Annotated in this window: 13 protein-coding genes; 7 read left to right on the top strand and 6 right to left on the bottom strand. The window is 72.8% G+C overall.

Going from position 1 to position 11237, the window contains the following annotated elements:
• Positions 1 to 7 precede the first annotated feature (7 nt).
• From AB0I11_RS03970 to cysK, 4 genes are all read left to right on the top strand, one after another.
• On the top strand, positions 8 to 808 hold the full coding sequence (locus AB0I11_RS03970; RefSeq protein WP_357312531.1) for a DUF2249 domain-containing protein: 801 nt from the start codon (positions 8 to 10) through the stop codon (positions 806 to 808).
• Positions 809 to 955: 147 nt separating this feature from the next.
• Complete coding sequence (locus AB0I11_RS03965) at positions 956 to 1408, top strand: hemerythrin domain-containing protein (RefSeq protein WP_357312527.1); 453 nt, start codon at positions 956 to 958, stop codon at positions 1406 to 1408.
• A gap of 315 nt (positions 1409 to 1723) precedes the next feature.
• On the top strand, positions 1724 to 2185 hold the full coding sequence (gene epsC / locus AB0I11_RS03960) for a serine O-acetyltransferase EpsC (RefSeq protein WP_357313473.1): 462 nt from the start codon (positions 1724 to 1726) through the stop codon (positions 2183 to 2185).
• A gap of 15 nt (positions 2186 to 2200) precedes the next feature.
• Entirely contained in the window at positions 2201 to 3130 is a 930-nt protein-coding gene (cysK, locus tag AB0I11_RS03955) for a cysteine synthase A (RefSeq protein ID WP_357312520.1), read from the top strand.
• Between the two features lie 62 nt (positions 3131 to 3192).
• On the opposite strand, the gene AB0I11_RS03950 is transcribed toward cysK, so the two are convergent.
• Complete coding sequence (locus AB0I11_RS03950; RefSeq protein WP_357312516.1) at positions 3193 to 3654, bottom strand: hypothetical protein; 462 nt, start codon at positions 3652 to 3654, stop codon at positions 3193 to 3195.
• 280 nt (positions 3655 to 3934) lie between these two features.
• Here AB0I11_RS03950 and AB0I11_RS03945 point away from each other — a divergent pair, with 280 nt between their 5' ends.
• On the top strand, positions 3935 to 5299 hold the full coding sequence (locus tag AB0I11_RS03945; protein WP_357312512.1) for a UDP-glucose/GDP-mannose dehydrogenase family protein: 1365 nt from the start codon (positions 3935 to 3937) through the stop codon (positions 5297 to 5299).
• On the opposite strand, the gene AB0I11_RS03940 is transcribed toward AB0I11_RS03945, so the two are convergent.
• The 5 genes from AB0I11_RS03940 to narH all read right to left on the bottom strand — a co-directional run bounded on the left by AB0I11_RS03940 (position 5278) and on the right by narH (position 9974).
• A complete protein-coding gene (locus AB0I11_RS03940) occupies positions 5278 to 6429 on the bottom strand; it encodes a TIGR04053 family radical SAM/SPASM domain-containing protein (RefSeq protein ID WP_357313469.1) in 1152 nt (383 codons plus the stop codon). The two genes, AB0I11_RS03945 and AB0I11_RS03940, sit on opposite strands and share 22 nt — an antisense overlap.
• 124 nt (positions 6430 to 6553) lie before the next feature.
• Positions 6554 to 6883: a carboxymuconolactone decarboxylase family protein gene (locus tag AB0I11_RS03935; RefSeq protein ID WP_357312509.1), complete on the bottom strand. Its 330-nt coding sequence runs from the start codon at positions 6881 to 6883 to the stop codon at positions 6554 to 6556.
• Between the two features lie 75 nt (positions 6884 to 6958).
• The gene (narI, locus tag AB0I11_RS03930; RefSeq protein WP_357312506.1) at positions 6959 to 7696 is read right to left on the bottom strand and encodes a respiratory nitrate reductase subunit gamma; all 738 of its coding nucleotides are present in this window, start codon (positions 7694 to 7696) and stop codon (positions 6959 to 6961) included.
• Positions 7693 to 8358, bottom strand: a complete 666-nt coding sequence (gene narJ / locus AB0I11_RS03925) for a nitrate reductase molybdenum cofactor assembly chaperone (protein WP_357312501.1) — start codon at positions 8356 to 8358, stop codon at positions 7693 to 7695. Before narJ ends, narI begins: the two co-directional genes overlap by 4 nt.
• Complete coding sequence (gene narH, locus AB0I11_RS03920; RefSeq protein WP_357312495.1) at positions 8355 to 9974, bottom strand: nitrate reductase subunit beta; 1620 nt, start codon at positions 9972 to 9974, stop codon at positions 8355 to 8357. Before narH ends, narJ begins: the two co-directional genes overlap by 4 nt.
• Before the next feature lie 101 nt (positions 9975 to 10075).
• On the opposite strand from narH, the gene AB0I11_RS03915 reads away from it, so the two are divergent.
• Entirely contained in the window at positions 10076 to 10237 is a 162-nt protein-coding gene (locus tag AB0I11_RS03915) for a helix-turn-helix domain-containing protein (RefSeq protein WP_357312491.1), read from the top strand.
• Positions 10238 to 10243: 6 nt separating this feature from the next.
• Entirely contained in the window at positions 10244 to 11185 is a 942-nt protein-coding gene (locus tag AB0I11_RS03910; protein ID WP_357312488.1) for an RNA-guided endonuclease TnpB family protein, read from the top strand.
• Positions 11186 to 11237 lie beyond the last annotated feature (52 nt).

The raw sequence follows: 11237 nt of genomic DNA, 5'->3' as shown, positions 1-11237 counted from the left end.
AGTCACCATGTCCCACGAACGCTCCACCGCCGACCGCGCCGCCGCCCGGGCGGTGGTCGGCCACCACGGCCAGCTCGCCGCGGCGCTCGACCGGTACGTCCAGGACCTGCTGACGGCGGCGGTCCAGGGCGACACCGGCCGGGCCGACCAGGTCCGCGACGACCTGACCGGCTGGCTGCGCGACGAGCTGCTGCCGCACGCGCACGCCGAGGAGACCGCCCTCTACCCGGTGGCCGCGGCCCGGCCGGAGGCGACCCTGCTGATCCGTGGCATGCAGGCCGAACACCAGGCCATCACCGACCTCGTGGTCGCGCTCGAGGCGGCCGAGGAGCCGGTCCGGGCCGCCGCCACCGCGCAGGCCCTCGCCGGTGTCCTCGCCGTCCACCTGATCAAGGAGAACGAGCTGGTGGTACCGCTGCTGGTGGACGCGGCGGACGTGTCGCTGGCGGCGCTGCTGGACGGCATGCACGACCTGCTCGGCTCCGCCGAACCGTCGGCCGGCGGGTGCGGCGGGACCTGCGGGTGCGGCGGGGACCGGGGGGCGGCGGACGCCCCGGCCCCGACCTTGACCATCGACCCCCGGCTCGACGTCCGGACGCTGCCGCACGACCGGCGGCACGCCACCGTGCTCGCGGCGCTGGACGCGCTGCCGGACGGCGGGGCGCTGGTCCTGGTCGCGCCGCACGCGCCCCGGCCGTTGCTGGCCGAGATCGAGTCGCGCTACCGGGGTGGCATGGCCACCGAGTGGCTCCAGGACGGACCGGAGACCTGGCAGATCCGGCTGTCCCGCCAGCCGGCCGCCGTCTGAGCCGACTGCCGCCGCCGGGACGGCCGGGTCAGGGCCCGCCGTCCCGGCGCGCCGGGCCGTTCGGCCCTGTCCGCCGCGATTACCGGCGGGCAGCCTGGACAGGGACCGGGACGGCGTACGGCCACCCGGAGGGGGAGGCGATGTTCGGTGTGCAACTACTGCGGATGCCGGGACTTTCCCCTGATCGGCCAGCTCTCGACCGAGCACGAGTCGATCTCCGACGCGGCCGGCCGGTTGCGGTCCGCCATCCACCGCGCTGACCCGGACGCCCTGCGCGCGCTCGACGACCTGCTGGCCCTGCTCACCCCGCACACCACCGTCGAGGAGGGCGGCCTCTTCGCCGAGCTGCGCGCCGAGGGCAGCCTCGCCGAGGCGGTGGCCCGGCTCTGCGCCGAGCACCGCGACATCCACGGTGTCCTCGGCGCGGTCGACCGCGCCGCGCCGGACTGGCCGACGGTGCTCGCCGCCCTCGACCGGTTGCACCGGCACATCGACAACGAGGAGCACGGCCTCTTCCCCGCCGCGGTGATCGCCCTGCCGATCCCGGCCTGGGACCGGATCACCCCGACCGCCACCCCGGCCACCGGGCGCGCCCGGTGAGCTGCCGTCCCCGCGCCGGCCGGGCCACCTCGGCCGTCGGCCGGCGCCGGTTGGCGGGTCGCCGCTTCGCCGTGCCGATGGCCGGCGCCCACGTCCGGCGGGACTTCGACGAACGGTGTCGCCCGGCCTGAGCCGGCCTCCCCCTCCCGGTCCACGGCAGCGACCGGTCCCGGGACGCCGGCACGCCGGTCCTGTCCTGCGGGCCGGTCGCTCCCGCGCCGGCCCCCTCTCCCGGGGAAACGACACCCATGCTCGACGACATCCGCGCGGCGATCCGCCGCGACCCCGCCCTGCACGGCATCCGGATCGTGGGCCCTGCTCTACCCCGGCCTGTGGGCACTGTGGAGCCACCGGCTCGGCCACCGCCTGCACCGCTGCGGGCTGCCCCTGCTGCCCCGGGCGCTCAGCCAGCTCACCCGGCTGCTGACCGGGATCGAGATCCACCCCGGCGCGGTGATCGGGCGCCGCCTCTTCATCGACCACGGCGCCGCCGTGGTGATCGGGGAGACCACCCGCATCGGTGACGACGTGACCGTCTACCACCGGGTGACGCTCGGCGGCCGCGGCTGGTGGTGCGACGGCAAGGGCAGCCGCCGGCACCCCACGATCGGCGACCGGGTGGTGCTCGGCGTCGGCGCCTCGGTGCTCGGCCCGGTACGGATCGGCGACGACGCCCGGATCGGCGCGCACTGCCTGGTCCTGCACGACGTGCCACCCGGCGCCCGGCTGCGCGCACCGGCCGCCGTCCCCCTGACGATGGTCGGACCCCGGCCCTGAGCGAGGAGCGACAGAATGATCCACCAGGACGTGACCGCGCTGATCGGGCGTACCCCGCTGGTGCGCCTGGACCGGGTGGCCGCGGGGCTGCCGGCCACCCTGCTCGGCAAGCTGGAGTCGGCGAACCCGGGCGGCAGCGTCAAGGACCGGCTGGCCCTCGCGCTGATCGAGGCGGCCGAGGAGAGCGGCGAGCTGGGACCCGGCGGCGCGATCGTCGAGGCGACCAGCGGCAACACCGGCGTCGGGCTGGCCATGGTGGCCGCCGCCCGCGGGTACCGGGTCACCCTCACCATGCCGGAGAGCATGAGCGTGGAGCGGCGGGCGCTGCTGGCCGCGTACGGCGCGCGGATCGTGCTCACCCCGGCCGCCGAGGGCATGGCGGGCGCGGTCCGCCGCGCCTGGCAGCTCGCCGACGCCGAGCGCGCCTACCTGCCCCGGCAGTTCGACAACCCGGCCAACCCGGAGATCCACCGGCGCACCACCGCCGAGGAGATCTGGACCGACACCGGGGGCGCGGTGGACGTCCTGGTGGCCGGGGTCGGCACCGGCGGCACGCTGACCGGCGTCGGCCAGGTGCTCCGGTCGAAGAACCCCGACCTGCGGGTGGTGGCGGTGGAGCCGGCCGAGTCACCGGTCCTGTCCGGAGGCCCGCCGGGGCCGCACGGGATCCAGGGCATCGGCGCGGGTTTCGTCCCCGAGGTGCTCGACCCGACCGTCCACGACGAGGTGTTCCGGGTCGACACCGAACAGGCCCGGGCCGCGGCCCGCCGGCTCGCCCGCACCGAGGGACTGCTGGCCGGGGTGTCCAGCGGCGCCGCCGTACACGCCGCCCTCGCGGTGGCCGCCCGACCCGAGCACGCCGGGGCGACGATCGTGGTGGTGCTGCCGGACACCGGCGAGCGGTACCTGAGCACGCCGCTGTTCGCCCCGCCGGGCGAGGACTGAGCGCCGTCCGGCGCGCGGCCACCGGTCCGGTCAGAACCGCCACCGGCCGCGCGCCGGACCGGTCACAGCCGCAGGCCGAGCAGGAGCAGGGCCGCCCCGATCAGCAGCACCAGGCCACCGAGCCCGATGACCAGGGCGGTCACCTGCCACGCCTGGTACGCCCCGAGCAACGCGCCGCGCAGGGTCTCCCCCATGAACGCGGTCTGCCGCAGCCGGTCGAGCCGTTCGTCGCCGCGGCCGGCGCCCAGGCACTCCTGGGCGATCTCCGCGTAGGTGCGGCCGCCGGTGGCCTGGGCGACATGTCCGGCGATCAGGTCGGAGTAGGCGCGCGCCTGCGGGCCGGTGCGTACCGGGGCACCGGCGAACGGGGTGAGCGCGCCGGACAGACCGGTGGCGGGGAAGGCGATCCGCTGTCGGGTCAGCTCCCGGACGACGCCGCGCCGGCCGAGGACACCCTGGGCGATCATGACCGGGCCGGCTGCCAGCAGCAGCACACCCGCCACGGTGAGCACAAATGTGGTCATGCGCTCACCCTGCCCGGTGAGTTCACCCGTTCGGGAGGGCAGCAGGTCCCGAACCGGAGCGGGACTCAGGTCCCGCCTCGGCAGGTTCCGCGACGCCGGCCCCGGTCGGGGACCGCCGCCGTGGTAGGGCCGGGGTCCGGGATGCAACTACTGCGGATTTACGGCGTATCCGGCGCGGCCGACCGGCGCCCCACCCGATACGGACCCCACCCTCCACCTCGGAGGGGTAAGCTCCCGCGCCTGGCCGAGAAACGCCGCGCTGCAAGGGAGCCACTCAGGGATGAGAGTCTGCGTCGTCGGAACGGGCTATGTCGGCTTGACCACGGGCGCCAGTCTGGCGTTCCTCGGACACGAGGTGACGTGCCTGGACATCGATGAGGCGAAGGTGGAACTGCTGAGCGCCGGCAGGTCACCCATCTACGAGCCCTTCCTCGACGACCTGCTCGCCGAGGCGGCGCCGAACCTGCGGTTCACCTCCCACTACGACGAGGCGATCTCGGCTGCGGATGTCGTCTTCGTCGCCGTACAGACACCGCAGCGGCGCGACGGCGGGTCGGACCTGCGCTTCCTGCGCTCGGCGGCAGAGAGCATCGGCGAGCACCTCGGCGATGGGTTCACGGTGGTGGTCAACAAGTCGACGGTGCCGATCGGTAGTGGCAACTGGGTGGATCTGATCCTGCGTGAATCGTTCGAACGGGCGCACGGGCGGCGGGTCGACGGCGAGTTCTCCGTGGCCTCCAACCCGGAATTCCTGCGCGAGGGATCGGCCATCCACGACACGCTTTATCCGGACCGGATCGTCATCGGTTCGGACAACGAGCGCGGCCTCGAGGTGCTCAACCGGCTCTACCGGCCGATCCTCGACCAGTCGTTCACCGCGCCCGCCTTCGCGCCACGCCCGGCGGAGACGGGTGCGGTGCCGCTGGTCTCGACCGACCTGGCGTCGGCCGAGCTGATCAAATACGCGGCGAACGCCTTCCTCGCCCTGAAGATCAGCTATGTCAATGAGATCGGGCAGCTCGCCGAACGGGTCGGCGCGGACATCCTTGAGGTGGCCCGTGGTGCTGGCTTGGATGCTCGGATCGGCCGGCAGTTCCTGCAGCCGGGCGTCGGTTGGGGTGGTTCCTGCTTCGCCAAGGACACCGCGGCCCTGATCTCCACCGCAGCCGAGTACAACCAGGACATGCCCATCGTCAGGGCGGCCCGCAAGGTCAACCAGCGCCAGCGCGACGCCGTGGTCGAACGCCTGCAGGCCGAGTTGCGCATCCTCAAGGGCCGCAAGGTGGGCCTGCTCGGTCTGGCGTTCAAGCCGCAGACCGACGACCTGCGTGATGCTCCCGCGATCGACATCGCCCGGCAGCTCGTGGAGCGGGGGGCCCGAGTGAAGCTGCACGACCCGGTCGCCGCCGAGCGGTTCCGCCGCCAGCAGCCGGACCTTGCCGAGTTCCTGTGCGAGTCGGTTGAGGAGGTCTTCGACGATAGCGACGCCGTGGTGCTCGTGACCGAGTGGAACCACTACCGGGAGCTGGATTGGGCCAAGCTGTTCGGGCTCACGCGCTCCCCGTACCTGCTCGACGGCCGGCACGCGCTCGACCGCAAGCGGCTGACCGCCCTCGGCTACCGCTATCTCACGCTCGCCGGATAAGAGCCGGGCCGGTAGCCGCAGGACGGGTCCTCGGCCCAGACGTCGCCGGTCACCGCGTACGCCCGGGCCCGCGACCCGCCGCAGACGGTGCGGTACTCGCACGCGCCGCAGCGGCCGGCGAGCCGGCCCGGGTCCCGCAGGCCGGTGAACAACTCCGAGTCGCGGTAGATCTCCACCAGCGACCGTCGCCGCACGTTGCCGGCGGGCAGCGGCAGGAAGCCGCTGGGGTGCACGTCGCCCCGGTGCGAGACGAAGGCGAAGCCGTTGCCGGCGCTGACCCGCAGCGGCGGCCGGCGGACCCGGCCGGGGCGCCCCAGCAGGCCGAGCGCCACCGACCGCTCGCGCAGGTCCCGGTAGAGCGGACCGAGGCCCAGCGCGGCCACGGGGTCGGCGCCGCGCGCGGCCAGCGCGTCGCGTTGCAGGCAGACCCGCCGGAAGTGGTGCGCCTCGGTGGTCTTGACCGGGACGGTCTCGCCGAGGTCGTAGAGCAGATGCAGGACGTCCTCGGTCTGCGCCGCGTCGAGGCTCGCCAGGGACCGTCCACGGCCGGTCGGGACCAGGAAGAAGACACTCCACAGCAGCACGCCACGGTCGCGGACCTGAGCGGCGATGGCGGGCAGGTCGCGCACCGTGTCCCGGGTGACGGTCGTGTTGATCTGGACCTTCAGCCCCAGCTCGGTGGCGTCCCGCCAGGCCCGCGCGGTGAGGTCCCAGACGCCGGGTACGCCACGGAAGCCGTCGTGCGCGGCGGCGGTGGCGGCGTCCACGCTCAACGAGATCGCCCGCGCGCCGGCCGCCCGGATCCCGCCGAGGGCGGCGCGGGTGAGGCTGGGGGTCCCGGAGGGCGACACCGACACGGGCAGGCCCAATTCGGTGCCCCGGCGAACCAGCGTCTCCAGGTCCGGTCGCTGGAACGGGTCACCGCCGGTGATCACGAAGAGCGGCGCCGGCCGGCCGAACGCGGCGACCTGCGCCATCAGGGCCACCGCCTCGCCGGTGTCCAGCTCGGCCCGGTCCCGCAGCGGCTGGGCCGAGGCCCGGCAGTGCAGGCAGGCCAGCGGGCAGGCCCGGGTGGCCTCCCAGATGACGATGAACGGGGCATCCCCCGCGTCCCGCCTCGGCACCCGCACCGAGGTGCCCGCCGGCCGGTGCGGGCCGTCCTGCTGTCGTGTCCTGGTCAGCGCTGTCATGGCACCGAGGCTGGCCGGTGACAACGGCCGCGACCAGGGACGCTGGTCCCGAGGCGGGGGCCGGTCAGCGGTCCGCCGGGGCGGCGACGACCTCCTCGATCCAACCGAGCGCGGCGATGGTGGTGGGGAAGCCGCAGGTGGTGATGGCAGCGAGGGCGACCGCGCGAACCTCGTCCACGGTCGCCCCGTGGTGCAGCGCCTTGCGCACGTTGGAGCGCACCGCGCCCTGCGCCTCGGCGCCGACGGCCAGCGCCAGCTTGATCAGCCGGTCGGTGCGCTCGTCGAACGGGTTGGTCTCGCGCACCGTTCGCGCCAGCGTCCCCTGCGCCTCGGCGATCTCCGGGAAGCGCTCCAGAAACCGCAGGTAGACGTTCGGCAGGTGGTCCTGGTCCATCTTTCCTCCGCTGCTGGCCCGACCCTGGCAGCCTAGCCAGGGCGCCGCGGCGACGGCGCCCTGGTCGCGGAATCGTCAGCGCCCGAGGCGGACCGGGGCGTCCCGCACCGCGGCCGGGGCGGGCGGCGGGGTGGGCGGGGCGCCGCGCCGCACGCGGTAGACCACGTACGGCCGCCAGAGGTAGGCCAGCGGCGCCGACCAGACGTGCACCAGCCGGGTGAACGGCCAGAGCGCCAGCAGCAGGAAGCCGCCGATCGCGTGCAGCTGGTAGACCAGCGGAGCGCCGCTCATCAGGGCGGGATCGGGCTGGAACCAGAAGATGCCCCGGAACCAGACGGCGATCGTCTCCCGGTAGTCGTAGCCCGCGCCGAGCAGGTTCGTGCCGACGGTCGCGGTCATGCCGAGCGCCGCCATGGCGGCCAGCGCGGCGTAGAGCACCCGGTCCATGGCGGTGGTGACCCGGCGGACCCGGCCGTTGACCAGGCGCCGGGCGATCAGCAGCAGCAGCCCGGCCACCAGCATCGCGCCGGTCACCGTGCCGCCCCAGACCGCGGTGAGGTGGTAGACGTGCTCGCTGACGCCGACCTTCGCGGTCACCGAGGCGGGCACCAGCAGCCCCATGGCGTGCCCGCCGATGACCCCGAAGGCGCCCAGGTGGAACAGCGGCGAGCCGAGCCGCAGCAGCCGGTTCTCCAGCAACTGGCTGGTCCGGGTGGTCCAGCCGAACTGGTCGTGCCGCCAGCGCCACACGTGCCCGGCGACGAAGACCGCGAGGCACAGGTACGGCAGGACGATCCAGACGAGCGTGGTCATCGTGGTGCCTCCGAAGGGGAGCAGGCGGGGTAGGGGGCGAGGGCGTGCAGGTCCGGGCCGAGGCCGAGAGAATCCAGGCCGACCGTCTCCACCGGCGGGCCGTCGACGGCGAGCGCCGCGACCGCCGCCCGGTCGGCGTCGGTGAGTTCCGGCAGCACCGCGCAGACGGCCTCCAGCAGCAGCCGGTACGGGCTGCCGGACTCGGCCAGCGCGGAGCGCAGCAGTTCGACGCCCTTGCGGTGCTGGCGCAGCGGCGCCTCCCCGTCACCGGGGCCGACGGCCGCGGCGAACTCCAGCACCACCGGCAGCAGGTCGGGCAGTTCGCCGCCGGCCAGGCGCAGCCCGTGCGCCCGGTACCGCTGCTTGAGCATCAGCAGCGCCATCCCCCGCTTGCGGGTGTCGCCGTGCAGGTAGTAGGTGAGGTAGAGGCCGGAGCGGCGGCGCAGGTCGAAGGTCCGCACGTAGTGCCGCTGCGCCTCGATCGGGCTGACGGTCAGCAACCAGTCGAGGAACTCCCCGAGCTGTCCCCGTACCGTCTCGTCGGTGACCCGGGCGGCGGCCGCGCGCAGCTCGCCGGCCGCGCCCAGCAGTTCGTCGTCCGGGTAGGTGAGCAGCAGCGCGGCCAGTTCGAAGATCCGGGCCCGGTCCGTGGCGGCGGTCATGACCGCCCCCGCAGCGGGTTGATGGTCAGGCCGCGCCGGCCGTCGGCGCGCCGGGAGAGCAGCCCGGGCCGGCCGGGCCGTACCTCGTCGCCGTCGACCAGGTGGAAGCTCTGCACGGTGGCCTCGGTGGTCATCCCCGGACCGCCGGCGCAGTCGAGCGAGCAGTCGGGGTGGGCGGCGGCCTGGGCCTCCAGGGCGGCGGCGTCCTTGGTGTGCGCGGCGGGGATCACGTAGCGCTCGTCGTACTTGGCGACGGCGAGCAGCCGGTACATGGCCTCCACCTGCTCGGCGGTCATGCCGATGCCGTCGAGCAGGTCCGTGGCGACGGTGCCGTCGAGGGTGCGGGCGCGCATGTAGGAGCGCATGGCGGCCAGCTTCATCAGCACCCCGGCGACCGCGTCGACGTCCCCGGCGGTGAACAGCTCGGCCAGGTACTCGACGGGGATGCGCAGCTCCCGGATGGTGTGGAAGACGTCGTCCGCGTCGACGTCGTCGCGGCCGGCGGCGCCGACCGCGTCGAGCACCGGCGACAGCGGGGGGATGTACCAGACCATGGGCAGCGTCCGGTACTCCGGGTGCAGCGGCAGCGCCACCCGGTACTCGCTGATCAGCCGCCACACCGGGGACCGCTGCGCGGCGTCCAGCCACTCCTGCGGCAGCCCGGCCTCCCGGGCGGCCCGCCGCACGGCCGGGTCGGCCGGGTCGAGGAACACCGCGCGCTGGGCGTCGAGCAGGTCGCGCTCGTCGGCGACGGAGGCGGCGGCGAGCACGGCGTCCTCGTCGTAGAGGACGATGCCCAGGTAGCGCAGCCGGCCCACGCACGTCTCCGAGCAGATGGTCGGCTGGCCGGCCTCGATGCGCGGGAAGCAGAAGGTGCACTTCTCGGCCTTGCCGGTGGCGTGGTTGACGTACACCTTCTTGTACGGGCAGGCGGAGACGCACATCCGCCAGCCCCGGCAGCGGTCCTGGTCGACGAGCACGATGCCGTCCTCCGCGCGCTTGTACATCGCGCCGGAGGGGCAGGCCGACACGCACGCCGGGTTGAGGCAGTGCTCGCAGATCCGCGGCAGGTGGAACATGAAGGTCTTCTCGAACTCGAACTTCACCTTCGCGGCCGCCTCGCCGGGCATCCGGGCGAGGTTCGGGTCGCCGCCGGCGTGCTCGTGCGCCCCGCCCAGGCTGTCCTCCCAGTTGGCGCCCCAGGTGACGGCCATCGGTTCGCCGGTGAGCGCGGAGCGGGGCCGCTTGACCGGGGTGTCCGTGAGCCCGGCGGGTGCGTTGACCAGGATGTCCTTGTCGAAGGTGGCCGGCTCGTAGTAGTCGTCGATCGAGGGCAGGTCCGGGTTGGCGAAGAGCCGGCCGAGCCGCTTGAGCCGGCCCCCGGAGCGCAGCCGCAGCCGGCCCTTGCCGTCGAGCTGCCAGCCGCCGTGCCAGCGGTCCTGGTCCTCGTAGTGCTTCGGGTAGCCGATGCCCGGCTTGGTCTCGACGTTGTTGAACCAGACGTACTCGGTGCCCTCCCGGTTGGTCCAGGTCTGCTTGCAGGTCACCGAGCAGGTGTGGCAGCCGATGCACTTGTCCAGGTTCATCACCATGGCCACCTGCGCACGGATCCTCATTAGACTCGCGGCATGGATGCCCCTGCCGTCAGGCCGGGGAGGACACGCCGCTCCCTCCCCTCAGGGATTGATTCACTTACGGGACTGGCAAAATAGGACGCATGGCTGCGGCGGTGAAGAGGGCGTACAAGTACCGCTTCTATCCGTCCAGAGAGCAGGCGGAGCAGTTGAATCGGACATTCGGCTGCGTGCGTCTGGTCTACAACCGGGCCCTCGAGGCCCGTACCCGTGCGTGGGCTGTTGACCGCCAGCGCACCAACTAGGTGCAGATGTCGGCGTGGCTGACCGAGTGGAAAAGCGAAGAGTTGACGTTCCTCAACGAGGTCTCGTCGGTTCCCCTTCAGCAGACGCTGCGCCACCTGCAGGCCGCATTTGTGGCGTTTTGGGACAAGCGGGCCGGCTATCCCCGCTTCAAGTCCAAGCGCAAGTCGCGGGCGTCGGCGGAGTACACCCGATCGGCATTCCGCTGGCGGGACGGTCAAATCACTCTCGCGAAGATGGACGCGCCGCTGGACATTGTGTGGTCCCGGCCACTGCCCGAAGGAGCGAGGCCGTCCACAGTAACGGTGTCCCGGGATGCGGCTGGCCGCTGGTTCGCATCCCTCCTGGTCGAGGACTCCACCATCGGACCGCTTCCGCCCGCTGACGCTAAGGTCGGCATCGACGTGGGTATCACCGCCTTGATCGCCCTGTCGACCGGGGAGAAAATCATTAACCCCTGTCACGAGCGCGCCGACCGGCGAAAGCTCGCGAAGACGCAGCGGAACCTGCTCCGCAAACACAGAAACTCCAACAATTGGGCCAAGGTCCGGCTCAAGGTCGCCCGTATTCATGCGCGTATCGCCGATCGGCGGCGGGACCATCTGCACAAGCTGTCCACTCGACTCGTCCGTGAGAACCAAACGGTCGTGATCGAAGACATTGCCGTGCGAAACATGCTGCGCAACCATCATCTGGCACGCGCGATCTCCGACGCAGCGTGGTCGAATCTGCGTGCCATGCTGGAGTACAAGGCCGCCTGGTATGGACGGACGGTCATCACCGTTGACCGGTGGTTTCCATCGTCCAAGACCTGTTCGGCGTGCGGCTGGCTCAACACAACTATGCCGCTGTCGGTCCGGTCGTGGATGTGCCCCAGTTGTGGTGCCATTCATGACCGGGACGTTAACGCCGCCCGCAATATCCTCGCCGCCGGGCTGGCGGAGAGGTGAAACGCCTGTGGAGGGACGGTAAGACCCAACCCGCCAATGCGGTAAGGGCACG

Source organism: Micromonospora sp. NPDC050495 (genome assembly GCF_040655175.1).
Classification (GTDB): Bacteria; Actinomycetota; Actinomycetes; order Mycobacteriales; family Micromonosporaceae; genus Micromonospora.
Note: the sequence above shows the minus strand (reverse complement) of the source record. Positions and strands in the feature narration are given on the sequence as shown.

What these genes read in the sequence shown, in the direction of transcription:
- cysK (WP_357312520.1), top strand. Translation starts at nt 2,201, where the DNA reads ATGATCCACCAGGACGTGACCGCGCTGATCGGGCGTACCCCGCTGGTG.
- AB0I11_RS03915 (WP_357312491.1), top strand. Translation starts at nt 10,076, where the DNA reads ATGGCTGCGGCGGTGAAGAGGGCGTACAAGTACCGCTTCTATCCGTCC.
- AB0I11_RS03945 (WP_357312512.1), top strand. Translation starts at nt 3,935, where the DNA reads ATGAGAGTCTGCGTCGTCGGAACGGGCTATGTCGGCTTGACCACGGGC.
- AB0I11_RS03935 (WP_357312509.1), bottom strand. Translation starts at nt 6,883, where the DNA reads ATGGACCAGGACCACCTGCCGAACGTCTACCTGCGGTTTCTGGAGCGC.
- narI (WP_357312506.1), bottom strand. Translation starts at nt 7,696, where the DNA reads ATGACCACGCTCGTCTGGATCGTCCTGCCGTACCTGTGCCTCGCGGTC.
- narJ (WP_357312501.1), bottom strand. Translation starts at nt 8,358, where the DNA reads ATGACCGCCGCCACGGACCGGGCCCGGATCTTCGAACTGGCCGCGCTG.
- AB0I11_RS03970 (WP_357312531.1), top strand. Translation starts at nt 8, where the DNA reads ATGTCCCACGAACGCTCCACCGCCGACCGCGCCGCCGCCCGGGCGGTG.
- AB0I11_RS03910 (WP_357312488.1), top strand. Translation starts at nt 10,244, where the DNA reads ATGTCGGCGTGGCTGACCGAGTGGAAAAGCGAAGAGTTGACGTTCCTC.
- narH (WP_357312495.1), bottom strand. Translation starts at nt 9,974, where the DNA reads ATGAGGATCCGTGCGCAGGTGGCCATGGTGATGAACCTGGACAAGTGC.
- AB0I11_RS03950 (WP_357312516.1), bottom strand. Translation starts at nt 3,654, where the DNA reads ATGACCACATTTGTGCTCACCGTGGCGGGTGTGCTGCTGCTGGCAGCC.